Here is a 19,449-nt window from a genome sequence, read left to right as displayed (position 1 = left end):
GGTCACTGGCGCGGAATCAAGGGCGAAGCCCGCCGCGCATCGACGGGCCGCCCGGACGGCACGGCGATTTGGCGAGACAAGCGCTACGTCGATAACGCGGATGTGCTTGGCGTGCATAAATTGCCAATCACTACCGTCGGATCGCCGCACCGCGGCCCGTCGATGCGCGGCTCCTCAGCCTTTGCTGCTATTGCGACGTCGCGTTGCTCGTTGCAGGTTATCCAGCGAAGGAAACCCGGCCGCGCCCGGCTGGGTCGAGACGAGAGCGCCCCCATGACCAAGCCCGGATACCGCATTGACCCCGCCGACCCGGAGGCGTTTCGGCGCGCGTTTCACGAGCTGGCCGATGCCTGTCTCGACCGGGTGGCGCAGGCGCGGGAGTTGCCGTGGATCGCGAAGCCTGAGGATATGGCCGAGACCGTCGCGCTGGGCAGTGATGAGCCGGGGCTGGGTGAGGCCGAGATTTTCGAAAAATGCGGGACGAGGTGATGCCCTATGCCACGGGCAACACGCATCCGCGGTTCTTCGGTTGGGTGCATGGCACCGGCCAGCCGGTGGGCGTGGCTGCCGAGATGGTGGCGGCTGCGATGAACTCGAACCTCGACGGACGGGACCACGGGGCGATGGCGGTGGAGCAGGCCGTGATCGACTGGTCGCGGCGGCAGGCCGGGCTACCGGAGGGGGCGTCGGGGGTTCTGACCACCGGCACCAGCCAGGCAACGATCCTGGCGCTGAGCGCGGCAAGGATGAAGCTGTTCGGGGATGCCGTGCGCAAGGACGGAATCGCCGGGTTGGGGCGAATTAGAGTCTATTCCGTGCAATGCGCGCACGCCTGTATCGAGAAGGCGATGGAAGTGATGGGGCATGGCAGCCGGTCGGTGCGGCATATCCCGCAGGGGCCGGATGGGGCGATGGATATGGAGGCGCTGGAGGCCGCGATTGCCGAGGATCGCGCCGCGCGGATCCTGCCGATGGCGGTGGTGGGCACGGCGGGCTCGGTCAATACCGGGACGTTTGACCGGCTGGATGCGATAGCCGGGCTGTGCCGGCGCGAGGAGCTGTGGTTTCACGTCGACGGCGCCTTCGGTTTTTGGGCGGTGCTGGCGGAGGCGCCGTGGTGCGAGCTTGTCCGGGGCGTCGACCGGGCCGACAGCATCGCGGCGGATTTTCACAAGTGGATCGGGGTGCCTTATGATTGCGGCATGGTGCTGATGCGCGATGGCGATCTGCACCGGCGGACATTCTCGACCCGGCCCGCCTATCTCGAAGGGCAGGGGGCGGGCCTTGGTGGGGGCGAGACGTGGTTCACCGATTACGGTCTGGAGCTGAGCCGGGGGTTCCGGGCGCTGAAGGTCTGGGCCGCGATCAAGGCGGCGGGGGTGCCGGCGCTTTCGGCGACGATCACCGACAATTGCCGGCAGGCGGCGCTGATGGCGGAGCTGGTGGAGGCGTCGGAGGTGCTGGACCTGGCGCAGCCGGTGCAGGCGAATGTGTGCTGTTTCTACCTGGGGCGCGGGGATGCCTCAGCGGTTGCCACCAAGCTGCAGCTTTCAGGCGAGGCGGTGTTTTCGACCACCACGCTGAACGGGCGGGAGTGCCTTCGGGCGGCGATCGTCAATCACCGGACGACAGAGGAGGATATCCGGCTGGCGGTTGCGGCCGTGGAGCGGGAGGTGAGGGCGGTTGAGGTATGATGCCGCGCGGAATCAAGGGCTTCAGCCCGCCGCGCGATCGCCAGGCCGCTCCGACGGGCTGGCGATTGGGAGAGGGCAGCGCGACGGGCCGAAGTTGTTCGGCCTTGGCAGGCATAAAGTGCCCTCCACACACGTTGGATCGCCACCCCGCGGCCTGGCGATCGCGCGGCTCATCGCTTAGCTTCGAGCGAAATGAGCGGTGTCGCGCGGCGCGGGAGTTGAACTTGGGCAAAGACACCCCTTGCAGACTCGCGCCGGTGGGCGTATATGCCCTTTTAACAGCGGCGCTTTCGGGTCCACACCGGAAGCTCCACCGGATAGCTACGACGGGCCGCGCGCCCGTTTTTTTGTGTTTGAAGGACCGATGAGCAACACCCTGATCGCCAAGTCCGCCATCGACCGCAGGATGGCCGAGATCATCACCCCCGTCATCGAGGACATGGGGTATGAGCTTGTGCGCGTGCGGCTGATGGGGGGGAAGTCTGCGACGCTTCAGATCATGGCCGAGAAGCCCGATGGCGGGATCGAGGTGGATGATTGCGCCGATATCTCGAACGCGGTGAGTGCCGTGCTGGATGTCGAGGACCCGATCACCGATGCCTATACGCTGGAAGTGTCGAGCCCCGGGATCGACCGGCCTCTGACGCGGCTGAAGGATTTCGAGGAGTTCGAGGGCTACGAGGCGAAGATCGAGACGCATGAGCTGATCGAGGGGCGCAAGCGGTTCAAGGGTGTGCTGGCCGGTGTCGAGGGCGGCGAGGTGCTGATCAATCTCGACGAGGGCACGGTGGGGCTGCAGTTCGACTGGCTGGCGGATGCCAAGCTGGTGCTGACCGACGAGCTGATCCGCGACATGCTGAAGGCGCGCAAGGATGCGGGCGTGCTCAACGAAGACCAATTTGACGATATCGAGACCGACGGGTCGGAGGAGAACTAAGAATGGCAATTACCTCTGCAAACCAGCTTGAGCTGCTGCAAACCGCCGAGGCCGTGGCGCGGGAGAAGATGATCGACCCCGGCCTGGTGGTCGAGGCGATGGAAGAGAGCCTCGCCCGGGCGGCCAAGAGCCGGTACGGCGCCGAGATGGATATCCGCGTGAGCATCGACCGCAAGACGGGCCGGGCCACGTTCACCCGCGTGCGGACGGTGGTCGAGGATGAGGAGCTGGAGAATTACCAGGCCGAGATGACCGTCGAGCAGGCGAAGCAGTATCTCGAGGATCCGAAGGTGGGCGACACCTTTGTCGAGGAAGTGCCGCCGGTGGACATGGGCCGGATTGCCGCGCAGAGCGCCAAGCAGGTGATCCTGCAGAAGGTGCGCGAGGCCGAGCGGGACCGGCAGTATGACGAGTTCAAGGATCGGGCGGGCACCATCATCAACGGTGTGGTCAAGCGCGAGGAATACGGCAACGTCATCGTCGACGTGGGCCGGGGCGAGGCGATCCTGCGCCGGAACGAGAAGATCGGGCGGGAGAGCTATCGCAATGGCGACCGCATCCGCTGTTACATCAAGGACGTGCGGCGCGAGGCGCGGGGCCCGCAGATTTTCCTGAGCCGGACGGCGCCGGAATTCATGGCCGAGCTATTCAAGATGGAGGTGCCGGAGATCTATGACGGCATCATCGACATCAAGGCGGTGGCGCGTGATCCGGGGAGCCGGGCGAAGATCGCGGTGATTTCCTATGACAACTCGATCGACCCCGTGGGCGCCTGTGTCGGTATGCGCGGCAGCCGGGTTCAGGCCGTGGTGAACGAGCTTCAGGGCGAGAAGATCGACATCATTCCGTGGAACGAGGACCAGCCGACCTTCCTGGTGAACGCGCTGCAACCGGCCGAGGTGAGCAAGGTGGTTCTGGACGAGGAAGCCGAGCGGATCGAGGTTGTCGTGCCGGAGGACCAGCTTTCGCTGGCGATCGGGCGCCGGGGTCAGAACGTGCGGCTGGCGAGCCAGCTGACCGGTCTGGACATCGACATCATGACCGAGGCCGAGGACAGCGAGCGCCGTCAGAAGGAATTCGAGGAGCGGACCAACCTGTTCATGACCGCGCTGGACCTCGACGAGTTCTTTGCCCAGCTGCTGGTTTCGGAAGGCTTCACCAACCTCGACGAGGTGGCCTATGTCGAGCTGGACGAGCTGCTGGTGATCGACGGCGTCGACGAGGACACCGCCAACGAGCTTCAGGCACGGGCGCGTGACGTTCTGGAGGCGCAGGCGCGCGAGGCGCTGGACAAGGCGCGCGAGCTTGGGGCCGAGGACAGCCTTATTGACTTCGAGGGGCTGACACCCCAGATGGTGAGGGCACTTGCCGAGGATGGCGTGAAAACGCTGGAAGACTTCGCCACCTGCGCCGACTGGGAACTGGCTGGCGGCTGGACCACGGTCGACGGCGAGCGCGTCAAGGATGACGGCCTTCTCGAACCTTTCGATGTGTCGCTCGAGGAAGCGCAGCATCTGGTGATGACCGCCCGGATTTCGCTGGGCTGGGTCGACCCCGCGGATCTGGAAGGCGACGAGGACGACGAGGAAGCTCTCGAAGAGGGCGCGGAAGTCGAAAAGGAGGGCGGGGCCTGATCCTTCAGGCCTCGCGGTAGTCTCATGGGTCGCGGTGGGCAACCCAAGGACCGGTCGGAAGGCCCCGAGCGCAAGTGCATTGCCACAGGCGAGGTGCGCCCGGCCGAGGGGATGATCCGGTTCGTGGTCGGGCCCGATGGCCAGATCGTGCCGGACCTTCTGGGCAAGCTGCCGGGCCGGGGCATCTGGGTCAGTGCCGAGCGGGCCGCGCTGGAGAAGGCGGCGGCAAAGAACCTCTTTGCCCGTGCCGCCAAGCAGCCGGTGCAGGTGCCCGAGGGGCTGGCGGATTTCGTCGAGGCGCAGCTTGCGCTTCGGGTGACGAACCTGATCAGCCTTGCCCGGAAGGGCGGCGGGGCCGTGTGTGGATACGAGAAGGTCAAGGACTGGCTTCAGAAGGAAGAGGCCAGTGTCCTGATCCAGGCCAGCGACGGGTCCGAGCGGGGGAAATCGAAGTTGAGCACGCCGTATGGCGGCGATTTCATAGGCTGGCTTACGGCGGATGAGCTGGGCCGGGCCTTCGGGCGACAAACCGTTATCCATGTCGCACTGGGGGATGGCGGTTTGCCGCAACGTGTTGTAGAGGAAGCGGCAAGGCTGAAAGGCCTGCGCGTCTCGGGTGGCGACGAGAGCCATCGGAAAGGAAGAAAGACCAGATGAGCGACAACGACGGGAAGAAAACTCTGGGTGTGCGTGGCGGTCCCCGGTCGGGGAACGTGAAGCAGAGCTTCAGCCATGGCCGCACCAAGAACGTCGTGGTGGAAACCAAGCGCAAGCGCGTCGTCAAGCCGGCGAAACCCGGCGGCGCGCCCGGTCGGTCTGCGCCCGGGTCTTCGCAGTCGCCGTCGGCCGATGGCAGCAAGCGGCCCGCCGGGATTTCCGATGCGGAGATGGAACGCCGGATGAAGGCGTTGCAGGCCGCGAAGGAGCGCGAGGTCGAGGAAGCCCAGCAGCGCGAGGCCGAGGAAAAGGCCCGCGAGGAAGAAAAACAGCGCCGCCGCGAAGAGGCCGAGGCCAAGGAGCGCGAACAGCGCGAGGCCGAGGAGAAGGCCCGCGCCAAGGCCGCGGAAGAAGAGCGCAAGCGCCAGGAAGAGGCGGATGCCGCGCAGCGGGCCGCCGAGGCCGCCGCGCAGCCCGCCCCGGACGAGTCGCAGCCGTCGCGCGCGGCCCCGAAGGCCGTGCCGCCGCGTCGGGACGACGCCAAGACCGACCGCGACCAGAAGGGTGGCAAGGGTCGTGGCAAGGGCCGCGACGATGGCCGCCGTTCCGGCAAGCTGACCCTGAACCAGGCGCTTTCGGGCGGCGAAGGCGGGCGGCAGAAATCGCTGGCCGCGATGAAGCGCAAGCAGGAGCGCGCCCGGCAGAAGGCCATGGGCGGCGCGCAGGAGCGTGAAAAGGTCGTCCGCGACGTGCAGCTTCCCGAGGCCATCGTGGTGTCGGAGCTGGCCAACCGCATGGCCGAGCGCGTGGGCGATGTCGTCAAGGCGCTGATGAACAACGGCATGATGGTCACGCAGAACCAGACCATCGACGCAGATACCGCCGAGCTGATCATCGAGGAATTCGGGCACCGCGTCGTGCGGGTGTCGGATTCGGACGTGGAAGACGTGATCGACAGCGTCAAGGACAAGGACGAGGACCTGCTGCCGCGGCCGCCGGTCATCACCGTGATGGGCCATGTCGACCACGGCAAGACCTCGCTTCTGGACGCGATCCGCGATGCCAAGGTGGTTGCCGGCGAGGCCGGGGGCATCACCCAGCATATCGGCGCCTACCAGGTGACGACGGAGAGCGGCTCTGTTCTGAGCTTCCTCGACACGCCGGGCCACGCCGCGTTCACCAGCATGCGCGCCCGTGGTGCGCAAGTGACGGATATCGTGGTGCTGGTGGTGGCCGCCGACGATTCGGTGATGCCGCAGACGGTGGAGGCCATCAACCACGCCAAGGCCGCCGGCGTGCCGATGATCGTGGCGATTAACAAGTGCGACAAGCCCGCCGCGAACCCCGACAAGGTGCGCACCGAGCTCTTGCAGCACGAGGTGATCGTCGAGGCGATGTCGGGCGAGGTGCAGGACGTGGAAGTGTCGGCCGTGTCGAAGCAGGGCCTGGACGAGCTGCTCGAGGCGATCGCGCTTCAGGCCGAGATCCTGGAACTCAAGGCGAACCCGAGCCGGGCCGCCGAGGGTGCCGTGATCGAGGCGCAGCTCGACGTGGGCCGTGGCCCGGTAGCGACGGTTCTCGTGCAGCGCGGGACGCTGCGGCAGGGCGATATCTTCGTCGTGGGCGAGCAGTACGGCAAGGTTCGCGCGCTGATCAACGACCGCGGCGAGCGCGTCAAGGAGGCCGGGCCGTCGGTGCCGGTCGAGGTGCTGGGCCTGAACGGCACGCCCGAGGCGGGCGACGTTCTGAACGTGGTCCAGTCGGAAGGCCAGGCGCGCGAGATCGCCGAGTACCGCCAGAAGGCGGCGAAGGAGAAACGTGCCGCCGCCGGGGCCGGGACCACGCTGGAACAGCTTCTGGCGCAGGCCAAGGAGAACGAGAACGTCAAGGAACTGCCGATCCTGGTGAAGGCCGACGTGCAGGGCTCGACCGAGGCGATCGTTCAGGCGATGGAGAAGATCGGCAACGAGGAGGTGCGCGTGCGCGTGCTTCACGCGGGTGTCGGCGCCATCACCGAATCGGATATCGGTCTGGCCGAGGCGTCGGGCGCGCCGGTGATCGGGTTCAACGTGCGGGCCAACGCGCCGGCGCGGAACTCTGCCAACCAGAAGGGCGTGGAAATCCGCTATTACAGCGTGATCTACGACCTCGTGGATGACGTGAAGGCGGCCGCGAGCGGCCTGCTGGGCGCCGAGATCCGCGAGAACTTCATCGGCTACGCGCAGATCAAGGAAGTCTTCAAGGTGTCGGGCGTCGGCAAGGTGGCCGGCTGTCTTGTCACCGAGGGGATCGCGCGCCGGTCTGCCGGGGTGCGCCTGCTGCGGGATGATGTCGTGATCCACGAGGGCACGCTGAAGACGCTGAAGCGCTTCAAGGACGAGGTGTCGGAAGTGCAGTCGGGTCAGGAATGCGGGATGGCGTTCGAGAATTACGACGATATCCGGCCGAACGACGTCATCGAGATCTTCGAGCGGGAAGAGGTCGAGCGCAATCTCGACTGATCCCGGCAGAGGGAAGCGGAATCGAAAAGGGGCGGGAAATCATTCCGCCCCTTCGCGTTTGAACTCGGTCGTTCCGGTCAGGCGGCCCGGGTGACGGGCCGGCCACTGTAGGTCTTGCCGCCGATGCGGACGGTAATCCGGCCATCGGGCAGCGTTTTGACGAACAGGCCCTGGATCAGAACGCTGGTGCCGATCGAGATTGTTCTGAACATTTTTCTTCCCCAAGATGCGATAGTTCAAAAGTAGCATGAAATTTGAGCGAAAGAAGAATTATTCGCAAAAATGTCATACGGCGTGGGAATCGCGTGTTCGAAACTACTCAGCCGGCATTGCCAAAAGGTTAACGCGCGGGGCGGGGCCGGACGTAAGTGAAGGAAATTTTTAACGAATCGCGTGGTCGGGCCGCGTGGTGGACATGCCCGCCCCGCCGGTCAGAGCCAGTCGCGCAGCATGGCGATCAGGGGAATGTCGGCGGGGGGCATGGGGTAGTTGCGCAGCTCGTTCACGCGGGCCCATTTGAGGGTCTGGCCTTCGCGGCCCTGCGGTGTTCCCTGCCATTTGCGGCAGGCGAAGAGGGGCATGAGCAGGTGGAAATCGTCGTAGCTGTGGCTGGCGAAAGTGAGGGGGGCGAGGCAGCTTTGCCAGGTTTCGATGCCCAGCTCCTCGTGCAGTTCGCGGATCAGCGCGGCCTCGGGGGTTTCGCCGGGTTCGATCTTGCCGCCGGGGAATTCCCAGAGCCCGGCCATGGATTTGCCCTCGGGGCGTTGCGTCAGGAGGATGCGGCCGTCGACGTCGATGAGCGCGACGGCCGAGACCAGGATGGTCTTCATGAGCGGTAGTCGGCGTTGATGTCGATGTAGCCGTGGGTCAGGTCGCAGGTCCAGACCACGGCACGCCCGCCGCCGAGGCCGAGGTCGACATGGATGTCGAGCTCGGCATTCTTCATGTAGGCCGCCGCCGCCTCTTCCGAGTAGTCGGGGTTCACCCAGCCGTCTTTGGCGACGAGGATGTCGCCGAACCAGATGCTGAGCGTGTCGCGGTCGGCGGGGGCGCCGGATTTGCCGACGGCCATGACGATGCGGCCCCAGTTGGGGTCTTCGCCGGCGATGGCGGTTTTCACCAGCGGCGAATTGGCGATGGCGAGCCCGTGGGTGCGGGCGTCGGCGTCGCTGGAGGCGCCGGTTACGGAGACGGAGACGAACTTGGTGGCGCCTTCGCCGTCGCGCACGACCTGGTGGGCGAGGTCGAGCATGACCCGGCGCAGCCCTTCCATGAAGGTGATGCTGTTTTCCGTCACGCGGATGCCCGAGGCGCCGGTGGCGGCGACGAGCAGCGTGTCGGAGGTGGAGGTGTCGCTGTCGACGGTGATGCAGTTGAAGGTGGTCTGGTTCAGGGCCGAGACCATGGATTGCAGGATCGGCTGTTCGATGGCGGCATCGGTGAAGATGTAGACCAGCATCGTCGCCATGTCGGGGGCGATCATGCCGGAGCCCTTGGCGATGCCGGCGATGCGCACCGGCTGGCCGTCGATCTCGACCTGGGTGCCGGAGCCCTTGGGGAAGGTATCGGTGGTCATGATGGCGCGGGCGGCACCCTCGATGCCGGTGGGATCGAGCTTGCCCTTCAGCTCCTCGAGCTTGGCGGCGATGCGGTCATGGGGCAGCGGTTCGCCGATCACGCCGGTGGAGGAGGAAAAGACCCGCGCCTCGGGCACGTCGAGGGTTTTGGCGACGGCGGCGGTGACGGCGGTGACCGCCGCCTCGCCGTTGCGGCCGGTGAAGGCGTTGGCGTTGCCCGAATTGACGATGATCGCCGCGCCCGCCTCGGACTGGAAGGCGATCTTCTTCTGGCAGTCGAGCACCGCCGCCGAGCGGGTGGCCGACCGGGTGAAGGCCCCGGCCATGGCCGTGCCCGGCACCAGCAGCGCCAGCATCACGTCGGTTCGTCCGGAATAGCGCACCCCGGCCTCTGCCGTGGCAAAGCTGACCCCGCCGATTTGGGGCAGCGACGGAAACGCCGCGGGGGCCAGCGGGGAAAGAGGCGGGGTTGCGCCCATGATCAGTTCTCCAGAACGCTCGGGTCGTTGATGGCTTCGGGGTTGATGTCCGAGACGTCGGGCCGGTCGATCTTGGCATTTTCCGACAGTTTCTCGACATGGGCGCTCAGCATCTGCTCGCGCACCTGGTTCTCGAGCTCGTTGCGGACGGTCTCGAAATCGGGGCGTTCCTTGTCGCGGGTTTCCACGAGGGTGATCACGTGCCAGCCGAACTGGGTTTCGACCGGGCCGGAGACGCCGCCGGGCTCGAGCGCGGCCACGGCTTCGAAGAAGGGCTCGACCATGTCGCCCTCGCCGAACCAGCCGAGATCGCCGCCGGCATCGGCGGAGGGGCCGGTCGAGTTCTCACGCGCGAGCGCGGCGAAGTCGGCGCCTTCCTCCTCGAGCTGGGTCACGAGGGCCTGGGCCTCTTCCTCGGTCTCGACGAGGATGTGGGAGGCGCGGTATTCCTTTTCGCCGGACTCGTCGGGGTATTGCTCTTCATAGGCGGCCTTCAGGGCGGCCTCGTCGACGCCGCCTTCCATCACCTGGGCGATGACCTCTCCGGCGGTGACGGCGCGTTCCTCGTTCTCCAGCAGGATCTGGCTTTGGAGGGACAGATCGCCCTCGAAGGATTGCTGAAGCAGGGTCTGTTGCACGAGCTGGTCGATGATGCCCTGGAACAGCAGTTCGGGCGGGAATTGATCGTATTGCCGCGGCAGATCGGCGCGCACGGCGATGACGTGGCCGAGGGTGATCTCGGTGCCGTTGACGGTGGCCACGACCTCGTTCGGGTCGGCGGTTTCCTGTGCCTGTGCCGAGGGGCTCATCACCATCGCCGCGGCGAAGGCGGCGGCGAGGATCGGGCGGAGGGTTGCGGGCATGGGCTGTCCTTTTCTGGTCGGGATCAGGGCGCGGCGCCCTGTTACGTTGACACTCGTTCGGCGGCCCCTTACATCGCCTTATGATCAAGGCAGGACCGCCCGCTTGGCCCCGTTCTAGGGGCGCATAGAGGCAGGGGCAAGCAATTGCCTTTCACGAACTTGCGAAACACCGGAACGGACACGCTATGCTGGGTATCAACACTGTCGCCAAGAAAATCTTCGGGACGGCGAACGACCGGAAGGTAAAGGCGACACGGCCGCTGGTCGAGAAGATCAACGCGCTGGAGCCCGAGTTCGAGGCGTTGAGCGACCAGGGGCTGATCGACCGGACAGCGGACCTCAGGGAGCGGGTGGCCGGGGGCGAGAGCCTTGACGCCATCCTGCCGGAAGCCTTTGCCAATTGCCGCGAGGCGGCGCGGCGGGCGCTGGGCCTTCGGGCGTTCGATGTGCAGCTGATGGGCGGGATCTTCCTGCACCAGGGCAACATTTCCGAGATGAAGACCGGCGAGGGCAAGACGCTGGTGGCGACCTTCCCGGCGTATCTGAACGCGCTGAGCGGCAAGGGCGTGCATATCGTGACCGTGAACGATTACCTCGCCAAGCGGGATGCCGAGTGGATGGGCAAGGTCTATGGCGCGCTGGGCATGACCACGGGGGTGGTTTACCCACAGCAGCCGGATGCCGAGAAGAAGCAGGCCTATGCCTGTGACGTGATCTATGCCACCAACAACGAGCTTGGCTTCGACTACCTGCGCGACAACATGAAATCGTCGCTGAGGGAGATGAGCCAGCGGGGGCACCATTTCGCCATCGTCGACGAGGTGGACAGCATCCTGATCGACGAGGCGCGGACGCCGCTGATCATCTCCGGCCCGGCGCAGGACCGGAGCGAGCTTTACGTGACCATCGACAAGCTGATCCCGTCGCTGTCGGAGGATCACTATTCGGTGGACGAGAAGACCCGGAACGTGACCTTCACCGACGAGGGGAACGAGTTTCTGGAGGCGACGCTGCGGGAGCACGGGCTTCTGGAAGAGGGGCAATCGCTTTACGACCCCGAGAGCACGACGATCGTGCACCACGTGAACCAGGGGCTTCGGGCGCACAAGCTGTTCCAGAAGGACAAGGATTACATCGTGCGCGGCACGGAGGTCGTGCTGATCGACGAATTCACCGGGCGGATGATGCCCGGCAGGCGGCTTTCGGAGGGTCTGCACCAGGCGATCGAGGCGAAGGAGGGTTGTGACATCCAGCCTGAGAACGTGACGCTGGCGCAGGTGACGTTCCAGAACTACTTCCGGCTTTACGACAAGCTGGCCGGTATGACCGGGACGGCGGCGACCGAGGCGGAGGAATTCGCGCAGATCTACGGGCTGGGCGTGGTCGAGGTGCCGACGAACCTGCCGATCGCCCGGATCGACCAGGACGATGCCGTCTATCGGACGCAGGAAGAGAAGTTCAACGCCATTATCGAGGCGATCAACGAGGCCCATGCGAAGAAGCAGCCGGTGCTGGTGGGGACCACGTCGATCGAGAAGTCGGAGATGCTGAGCCAGTTGCTGACCAAGGCGGGGATCGAGCACAACGTCCTGAACGCGCGGCAGCACGAGAAGGAGGCGCAGATCGTCGCCGACGCGGGCCGGCTGGGTGCCGTGACGATTGCCACGAACATGGCCGGGCGGGGTACCGACATCAAGCTGGGCGGCAACGTCGACTTCAAGGTGATGGAGGCGATTGCCGCGGAGCCCGAGAAGGACCCCGAGGAGATCCGCAAGCGGATCGAGGCGGATCACAAGGCCGACGAGCAGGCGGTGATCGAGTCGGGCGGTCTGTTCGTGCTGGCCACTGAGCGGCACGAGAGCCGGCGGATCGACAATCAGCTGCGCGGCCGGTCGGGCCGGCAGGGCGACCCGGGGCGGTCGGCCTTCTTCCTGAGCCTCGACGATGACCTGATGCGGATCTTCGGCTCGGAACGGCTGGAGAAGGTGCTGTCGGGCCTCGGCATGAAGGAAGGCGAGGCGATCATTCACCCGTGGGTGAACAAGTCGCTGGAGCGGGCGCAGGCCAAGGTCGAGGGCCGCACCTTCGACATCCGGAAGCAGCTTCTGAAATTCGACGACGTGATGAACGAGCAGCGGAAGGTGATCTTCAAGCAGCGGCTCGACATCATGAAGGCGTCGGACCTGAGCGAGATCGTGCAGGACATGCGCGGCGAGGTGATCGACGAGCTGATCGACCAGTACATGCCGCCCAAGACCTATGCCGACCAGTGGGACATGGAAGGCTTCGACGCCGCGGTGCGCGAGAAGCTGAACCTCGAGCTTCCGGTGGTGGAATGGGCCGACGAGGAAGGCGTGGACGACGAGGACATCGCCGAACGGGTCGAGAAGGCCGCCGACGAGATGATGGCGCAGAAGACCGCGGCCTTCGGGGCCGAGAACATGCGCAGCATCGAGAAGCAGATCCTGCTTCAGACGATCGACCAGAAATGGCGCGAGCACCTGCTGACGCTGGAGCATCTGCGCAGCGTGGTGGGATTCCGCGGGTACGCGCAACGCGACCCGCTGAACGAATACAAGACCGAGGCGTTCCAGCTTTTCGAGACGATGCTCGACAGCCTGCGGCAGGACGTGACGCAGAAGCTGTCGCAGATTCGGCCGATGACCGAGGAAGAACAGCAGTCGATGCTGGCCGATATCGAGCAGCAGCGCGCGGCGATGGCGGCGCAGGCCGAGACCGAGAAGGAAGGCCAGATCGTGCAGGAGACCTCGTCGCCGGAAGGGTTCGACGAATCGCGGCCGGAGACCTGGGGGAATCCGGGCCGGAACCAGCCCTGCCCCTGCGGTTCGGGCAAGAAATTCAAGCACTGCCACGGTCAGTTCGTCTGATCCGGGGCGCCCCAACCTGAGCATAATCAAATCATAAGGCTGCCTCATGGCGGCCTTTTTCTCTTTCTATCCCTGCCGCTGATCTTTTCGGTGCGGGAGTATGCCATGATCAGTGCCAGACGTATCATCACGATCCTCGGGACGTTGTTCTGTGCCGTGGGAACGGGCTTTTTCATGCAGCATTACGTGCAGGCTCCGGACCGTTCGGCGCCCGGGTCGGTACAGGTGGCCTCGGTGAGCGCCATCCAGGACGTGGTTCCGATGGTGGAGCAGGCGCTCGGGGCGCCGGTGGACGGGGACGAGGAGGTTCAGCTCGAGGATATCGCGCTGACCGCCGCGATCCCGGTGCCGCCCTCGGCCGCGCCGCAGCCAGAGATGCTGCCGGACAACCCGGTGACGCTGGCCGCGCTGGAAGACGAGCCGATCATCGAGCTTCCGCAGGAAGAACCGGCGCCGAGCTTTGGCTGCGACATCGGTTTCGACGCGCAACCGGTGGCGGCGGCGATGGTCAAGCTGACGCTGAATGCCCCGTGCCTGGCCAACGAGCGGTTCACCCTGCACCACAACGGCATGATGTTCGCCGACGCGACCGATGCCGAGGGCCGGGCCGAGATCAGCGTGCCCGCGCTCAACAAGGCGGCGATCTTCATCGCGACCTTCACCAGCGGCGCAAGTGCCGTCGCCAATGCCGAGGTCGGGACGCTGGAATATTACGACCGTGCCGTCGTGCAGTGGAGCGGGCCGGAGGGCTTGCAGATTCACGCGCTGGAATACGAGGCGGGGTACGAGGGTGCGGGCCATGTCTGGGCCGGCGCCGCGCGTGACCTGTCCAGCGCCGCGAAGGGCGAGGGCGGGTTCATCACCCGGCTGGGCGATCCGGAGGCGTTCAACCCGATGATGGCCGAAATCTATACCTTCCCGTCGGGCACCGCGTTGAAGGAAGGGATGATCGTCATCAACCTCGAGGCAGAGGTGACCGAGGACAACTGCAACACCGATATCGAGGCGCAGATCCTGCAGAAATCCGGCAATGCCCGGATGGCCGCGAAGGAGCTGGTGCTGGCGATGCCGGAATGTGACGCGGTTGGCGACTATCTGGTGTTGAAAAACCTCTTTGATGACCTGAATATCGCCCGCAACTGATACGCTGCGGCCGGGAGTCATTTCATGGCGATTGTACGTGCGGCGAGTTTCGCCGCACTTCTTCTTTGCACGCTTGCCGGTTACGGGCTGGCGCAGGATGTCACGCTGACCTCGCGCGATGGCGATGTCGAGATTTCCGGCAACCTGCTGGGGTTTGATGGCGAGTTCTACCGGGTCGATACGGTTTATGGCGAGCTGACCGTCGACGGCTCGGGCGTGTTGTGCGAGGGGCCGGGCTGTCCCGATCTCGAGGATTTCGTGGCGCGGGTGACGTTTTCCGGGGCGCCGACGGTGGGCCGGGTGCTGATGCCCGCGCTGCTGGAGGCGTTCGCGATCCGCCACAGTTTCGAGGCCGTGCGCGAGATCATCTCGGACAGGGAAGCGATTTACCGGATCACCGATCCGGCGCAGGACAATCGCGTGCTGGGGGAGTTCAGGTTTCGGCTGAACAACACCGACGAGGGGTTCGCCGACCTGCTGGCGGACGAGGCCGATATCGTCATGGCGCTGCGCGAGGTGCGGCGCGAGGAGGTGAAGCGCGGGGAAGAGGCGGGGATCGGCGACCTGTCGTCGCGCAATGGCAGCCGGGTGATCGCGCTGGATGCGCTGGTGCCGGTGGTGGCGCCGTCGAACCCGGTGCAGTCTGTCTCGGTCCCGGAGCTGGTGCGGGTTCTGACCGGCGAGATCGACAACTGGGAGGCGCTGGGCGGGCCGAACGCGCCGATCGCGGTGCATGTGCACGGGCCGCGCTCTGGCCTTGGGCAGGCGACGGAGGACCGGTTGCTGAAGCCCGCGTTCAAGTCGTTGCTGGAAGCGGTGACGTTTCACCCGGCGGGGCCGGGGCTGGCCGAGGCGGTGGCGGCGGACCCGTTTGCCATCGGCGTGACCAGCCGGTCGGAGACCGACGCGGCGTGGGAGCTGGCGATAAGGGGCGAGTGCGGCTTCGTGCTGCGGGCCGGGCGGCAGGCGGTGAAGACCGAGGATTACCCGCTGACCTCGCCGATGTTCCTGTACCTGCCGGCGCGGCGGTTTCCCAAGCTGGTGCGCGAGTTCCTGGGCTATTTACGAGACCCGTCGGCGCAGCTGGTGATGCGGCGGGCCGGGTTCGTCGACCAGGCGCCGGAGGAGATACCGATCCACCAGCAGGGGGACCGGTTTGCCAATGCCATCGCGCGGGCGGGCGAGGAGACGTCGCTGGCGGAGCTTCAGCGGATGGTGGCGTTCCTGACGCCGCTCGACCGGCTGACCACGACGTTCCGGTTCGAGACCGGGTCGGTGCGGCTGGACGCGCAATCGCGGTCGAACGTGCAACAGCTGGCGCGGGCGATGGAGGTGGGGCTGTACGATTCGCGGCGGCTTGTTTTCGTGGGGTTCAGTGACAGTGACGGGTCGGCGGTGGCGAACCTGAAGATCGCCCAGCGGCGGGCGGACGCGGTGCGCAATGCCGTGGTCGAGGCGGCGGAGACGGCGAACCTGTCGCGGATCGGGCTGGAGACGGAGGCGTTCGGCGAGGCGATGCCGATGGCCTGCGACAACAGCGCGTGGGGCCGGCAGATCAACCGGCGGGTCGAGGTCTGGGTGCGCTGAGAGGCGTTACAGGTAGCCTTCGGCGCGGAAGCTGAGCTCCTGCGATTTGCCGATGATGACGTGGTCGTGCAGCACGAGGTTCAGCGCCTCGGCGGCGCGGGTGACCTGGCGGGTCATGGCGATGTCGGCCTCTGACGGGGTGGGATCGCCCGAGGGGTGGTTGTGGACGAGGATGAGGGCGCTGGCGTTGAGCAGCAGCGCGCGTTTCATGATCTCGCGGGGGTAGACGGGGACGTGGTCGACCGTGCCCTCGGCCTGTTCCTCGTCGGCGATGAGGGTGTTCTTGCGGTCGAGGTAGAAGACGCGGAACTGCTCGGTGGGGCGGTGGGCCATGGTGGCGCGGCAATAGTCGAGCAGGGCATCCCACGAGGAGAGCACCTGTTTCTGGCGGATGCGGGATTGCGAGAGGCGGTGGGCCGCGGCCTCGACCACCTTGAGCTCGCAGATCACGGCCTCGCCCACGCCGTCGAGCGTATCGAGCTGGTCGGGCGGGGCGGAGAGGACGCCGTTGAAGTCGCCGAACCGGTCGAGCAGGGCGCGGGCGAGGGGTTTGACGTCGCGCCGCGGGATGGCGCGAAAGAGGACCAGTTCCAGCATCTCGTAATCGGGCAGGGCGGCGGGGCCGCCGGCGAGGAACCGGTCGCGCAGGCGCTTGCGGTGGTCGCGGAGGTAGGAGGGTTGTTTCGCCGCCTGCCCGCTGGTCGGCGCGGCGCAGTCATCGCTGTCGAAGAGCGGGAGGGACATGTCGGAGAAGGCACGAACGTTGCTCATGCCCCTCACGATGCGGGAATTTGGTTAGCGAAGGGTTAAGCCCGCTGCGGCGCGTCGGGCGGGTAGAGGCGGTCATAGCCCCAGGTAAAGACGAAGGTGTAGCCGAGGTAGAAGACCGCGAAGGAGAGGTCGAGCAGCAGCGCCGCGAGGAGCGAGATGCCGAGCCACCAGGCCACGACCGGCAGCAGGAGCGCCATGAAGGACAGCTCGAACAGGGTGGCGTGGGCGATGCGCAGGGGCAGGGTCTTGCGGGTCGTGCCGCGCCAGCGCAGGAGGGCGTGGTCGAAGCCGAGGTTGAAGAGGTAGTTCCACAGCGTCGCCAGCGTGCCGCTGATGATGGCGAGCACGCCGATCTCGGCCATGCCGTGATCGAACAGCCACGAGAAGAGCGGAGTGACGATGAGGATGCCGAGGATCTCGAAGGCGAGGGCCTGGCGGATACGGTCGAGGGTGGTGCGCACGGGATGTCTCCGATGAAGTGCCGGGTCGTCCCGTGGAAAGATCGGTAGATCGGGCGAGGTCGTCCTTGCCTGAGGGGGAGATACGCACCCGGCTTCGGAAAATCAAGCCGCAGGACATCATGGAACCTTCCAGCGCTGTAACCCCGTTGGTTGGACAGGGAAGATCGATACCAAAGGAGGTTTTCCATGTCCTACTGGCGCTTCTTCGCGATGATCGGAACCTCGACATTGGTGATGTTCGGGTTGATGTACCTGAACACCTACATTTGGCCGCACGCGCTTTTCAGCGAGACCCGGGCCTATATGGCGGTCCTGATGGGCGCGACCATGGCGGTGATCATGCTGTCCTTCATGCTGGCGATGTATACGAACCGGAAGGCGAACGCGGCCATCTTCGCGGGCAGCGTGATCGTGTTCGCGGCGATGTTGTTCCTCGTGCGCAGCCAGGTGACTGTGGAGGACCGGAGCTTCATGCGGGCGATGATTCCGCACCATTCGATTGCGATCATGACCTCGGGGCGGGCGAATATTTCCGACCCGCGGGTGCGGAAGCTGGCCGACAGTATCATCGCGGCGCAGAACAAGGAGATCGCCGAAATGAAATACCTGATCGCGCATCCCGAGGAAGGGGGCGAGCCGATCCCGCCGCGGTCAGGCGATGAGGTGGCGCCGGTGGCCACGGTGGGCGAGGCGCTGTCGGAGGTTCGGGTCGAGACGCTGGATGCCGAGGCGATGAGCGTTGACGAGATCGGCGGCGTGCTGGAAGGCGCGACGGATTGCCGGTTCCTGCGGACGCTGGACAGCCCGGCGGTTCTTGCCACCGACGGCAGCGGGGCGGCGGTGATGAAGGTGAACGGGCGACTCGTGGAGTTGCGAGGCGATGCCGAGGAAGGGTTCACGGCCGAGGGTGTGGAGATGCAGGTGACCCGCGTGGAGGGCGCCACGGAAGAGGCCGCCGACCTTGTCATGACCCTCGATGCAGGGCTGACGGTGGGCTATCGCGGGTTTTACGAGTGTAACGGGGCGTGACGATACACCGGCGCGCCATGGGGCGCGCCGGCTGATCACTCAGCTTTTCATCGAGTCCCAGAAGCTTTTCACCGAGGAGAAGAAGCTCTTGCTCTCGGGGTTGTTGTCTTCGCTGAGACCGGCGAATTCGCGCAGAAGCTCTTTCTGGCGCGAGGTCAGGTTGACCGGGGTTTCGACCGCCAGTTCGATGAACATGTCGCCATGGGTGCCGCCGCGGAGCGAGGGCATGCCCTTGTTGCGCAGGCGCATCTGGCGACCGGTCTGCGAGCCTTCGGGGATTTTCACCCGGCTGCGGCCGCCGTCGATGGTGGGCACCTCGATATCGCCGCCGAGCGCGGCGGTGCTGACCGAGACGGGCACGCGGCAGAACAGGTTCTTGTCCTCGCGCTGGAACAGCTCGTGCGGGGCCACCTCGATGAAGATGTAGAGGTCGCCCGCCGGGCCGCCGCGCATCCCGGCCTCGCCTTCGCCGGCGAGGCGGATGCGGGTGCCGGTCTCGACGCCCGCGGGGATGTTCACGCTGAGCGAGCGGTCGCGTTCGACGCGGCCGTGGCCATGGCAGACCTTGCAGGGGTTCTTGATGATCTGGCCCAGCCCCGAACAGGTGGGGCAGGTGCGCTCGACCGTGAAGAAGCCCTGTTGCGCGCGGACCTTGCCCATGCCCGAACAGGTCGGGCAGGTGGTGGGCTCGGCACCGCCTTCGGCGCCGGTGCCGTCGCAGGCGTCACAGGTAACGGAGCTGGGCACGTTGATGGTCTTTTGCAGGCCGCCATAGGCCTCTTCGAGCGTAACGCGCAGGTTGTAGCGCAGGTCGGACCCGCGCGAGGCGCGCTGGCGTCCGCCGCCGCGGCCGCCGCCCATGAAATCGCCGAACAGGTCGTCGAACACGTCGGAAAAGGCCGAGGCGAAATCGCCCTGGCCGTGGCCCCCGCCCATGCCGCCGGGGCGCGGGCCGCCGCCCATGCCGCCATCGAAGGCCGCGTGGCCGAAGCGGTCATAGGCCGCCTTCTTCTCGGGGTCTTTCAGGACGTCATAGGCCTCGCCCGCCTCCTTGAACGCCTTCTCGGAGTTGGGGTTGTCCTTGTTTCGGTCGGGGTGAAGTTCCTTGGCCTTCTTCCGGTAGGCTTTCTTGATCTCGTCCGCCGACGCGCCCTTTGAGAGCCCAAGTACTTCGTAATAGTCGCGTTTGGACATCTCGGATCTCCTTCAAAAGGTCAAACGGGGGCCC

Annotated in this window: 17 protein-coding genes; 10 read left to right on the top strand and 7 right to left on the bottom strand. The window is 65.9% G+C overall.

The features are described 5' to 3' along the window. Nucleotides 1-273: 273 nt before the first annotated feature. From RLN94_RS21840 to infB, 6 genes are all read left to right on the top strand, one after another. Complete coding sequence (locus RLN94_RS21840) at nt 274-489, top strand: hypothetical protein (protein ID WP_350130837.1); 216 nt, start codon at nt 274-276, stop codon at nt 487-489. Then, nucleotides 474-1,694, top strand: coding sequence for a pyridoxal phosphate-dependent decarboxylase family protein (locus tag RLN94_RS21835; RefSeq protein ID WP_350158635.1), 1,221 nt, complete (start codon nt 474-476; stop codon nt 1,692-1,694). The genes RLN94_RS21840 and RLN94_RS21835 overlap by 16 nt, the downstream gene beginning before the upstream one ends. Before the next feature lie 364 nt (nt 1,695-2,058). Continuing rightward, complete coding sequence (gene rimP, locus RLN94_RS21830; protein WP_350158634.1) at nt 2,059-2,631, top strand: ribosome maturation factor RimP; 573 nt, start codon at nt 2,059-2,061, stop codon at nt 2,629-2,631. Nucleotides 2,632-2,633: 2 nt separating this feature from the next. Then, the gene (nusA, locus tag RLN94_RS21825) at nt 2,634-4,265 is read left to right on the top strand and encodes a transcription termination factor NusA (RefSeq protein WP_350131682.1); all 1,632 of its coding nucleotides are present in this window, start codon (nt 2,634-2,636) and stop codon (nt 4,263-4,265) included. A gap of 24 nt (nt 4,266-4,289) precedes the next feature. After that, entirely contained in the window at nt 4,290-4,922 is a 633-nt protein-coding gene (locus tag RLN94_RS21820; RefSeq protein WP_350131685.1) for an RNA-binding protein, read from the top strand. Beyond that, nucleotides 4,919-7,423: a translation initiation factor IF-2 gene (gene infB / locus RLN94_RS21815; RefSeq protein WP_350158633.1), complete on the top strand. Its 2,505-nt coding sequence runs from the start codon at nt 4,919-4,921 to the stop codon at nt 7,421-7,423. Before RLN94_RS21820 ends, infB begins: the two co-directional genes overlap by 4 nt. A gap of 77 nt (nt 7,424-7,500) precedes the next feature. On the opposite strand, the gene RLN94_RS21810 is transcribed toward infB, so the two are convergent. The 4 genes from RLN94_RS21810 to RLN94_RS21795 all read right to left on the bottom strand — a co-directional run bounded on the left by RLN94_RS21810 (nt 7,501) and on the right by RLN94_RS21795 (nt 10,342). Further along, nucleotides 7,501-7,635 carry a hypothetical protein gene (locus RLN94_RS21810; RefSeq protein WP_350130963.1) on the bottom strand — a complete coding sequence of 45 codons (135 nt, stop codon included), beginning with the start codon at nt 7,633-7,635 and terminating at the stop codon, nt 7,501-7,503. Between the two features lie 219 nt (nt 7,636-7,854). After that, complete coding sequence (gene mutT / locus RLN94_RS21805) at nt 7,855-8,253, bottom strand: 8-oxo-dGTP diphosphatase MutT (RefSeq protein ID WP_350130962.1); 399 nt, start codon at nt 8,251-8,253, stop codon at nt 7,855-7,857. Continuing rightward, nucleotides 8,250-9,479 carry a bifunctional glutamate N-acetyltransferase/amino-acid acetyltransferase ArgJ gene (gene argJ, locus RLN94_RS21800; RefSeq protein ID WP_350130961.1) on the bottom strand — a complete coding sequence of 410 codons (1,230 nt, stop codon included), beginning with the start codon at nt 9,477-9,479 and terminating at the stop codon, nt 8,250-8,252. Before argJ ends, mutT begins: the two co-directional genes overlap by 4 nt. 2 nt (nt 9,480-9,481) lie before the next feature. Next, on the bottom strand, nt 9,482-10,342 hold the full coding sequence (locus RLN94_RS21795) for a peptidylprolyl isomerase (protein WP_350130960.1): 861 nt from the start codon (nt 10,340-10,342) through the stop codon (nt 9,482-9,484). 185 nt (nt 10,343-10,527) lie between these two features. Here RLN94_RS21795 and secA point away from each other — a divergent pair, with 185 nt between their 5' ends. The 3 genes from secA to RLN94_RS21780 all read left to right on the top strand — a co-directional run bounded on the left by secA (nt 10,528) and on the right by RLN94_RS21780 (nt 15,960). Further along, the gene (gene secA / locus RLN94_RS21790; RefSeq protein WP_350169604.1) at nt 10,528-13,230 is read left to right on the top strand and encodes a preprotein translocase subunit SecA; all 2,703 of its coding nucleotides are present in this window, start codon (nt 10,528-10,530) and stop codon (nt 13,228-13,230) included. A 105-nt stretch (nt 13,231-13,335) separates the two neighbouring features. Further along, the gene (locus tag RLN94_RS21785) at nt 13,336-14,373 is read left to right on the top strand and encodes a hypothetical protein (protein ID WP_350132886.1); all 1,038 of its coding nucleotides are present in this window, start codon (nt 13,336-13,338) and stop codon (nt 14,371-14,373) included. Between the two features lie 24 nt (nt 14,374-14,397). Then, a complete protein-coding gene (locus tag RLN94_RS21780; RefSeq protein ID WP_350132884.1) occupies nt 14,398-15,960 on the top strand; it encodes a phosphate ABC transporter substrate-binding/OmpA family protein in 1,563 nt (520 codons plus the stop codon). A gap of 6 nt (nt 15,961-15,966) precedes the next feature. On the opposite strand, the gene radC is transcribed toward RLN94_RS21780, so the two are convergent. Together radC and RLN94_RS21770 are read right to left on the bottom strand one after the other, a co-directional pair. Next, complete coding sequence (gene radC, locus RLN94_RS21775) at nt 15,967-16,731, bottom strand: RadC family protein (RefSeq protein ID WP_350132882.1); 765 nt, start codon at nt 16,729-16,731, stop codon at nt 15,967-15,969. 35 nt (nt 16,732-16,766) lie between these two features. Beyond that, nucleotides 16,767-17,192, bottom strand: coding sequence for a PACE efflux transporter (locus RLN94_RS21770; protein ID WP_350132880.1), 426 nt, complete (start codon nt 17,190-17,192; stop codon nt 16,767-16,769). Nucleotides 17,193-17,378: 186 nt separating this feature from the next. Here RLN94_RS21770 and RLN94_RS21765 point away from each other — a divergent pair, with 186 nt between their 5' ends. Next, nucleotides 17,379-18,221, top strand: coding sequence for a DUF305 domain-containing protein (locus tag RLN94_RS21765; protein WP_350132878.1), 843 nt, complete (start codon nt 17,379-17,381; stop codon nt 18,219-18,221). A 39-nt stretch (nt 18,222-18,260) separates the two neighbouring features. Here the strand turns inward: RLN94_RS21765 and dnaJ are convergent, their stop codons facing one another. Continuing rightward, on the bottom strand, nt 18,261-19,415 hold the full coding sequence (gene dnaJ / locus RLN94_RS21760; RefSeq protein WP_350132876.1) for a molecular chaperone DnaJ: 1,155 nt from the start codon (nt 19,413-19,415) through the stop codon (nt 18,261-18,263). Nucleotides 19,416-19,449 lie beyond the last annotated feature (34 nt).

This window comes from Roseovarius sp. (genome assembly GCF_040223625.1).
Taxonomy (GTDB): Bacteria; Pseudomonadota; Alphaproteobacteria; order Rhodobacterales; family Rhodobacteraceae; genus Roseovarius.
This window is presented reverse-complemented; position numbering and strand designations above follow the sequence as displayed.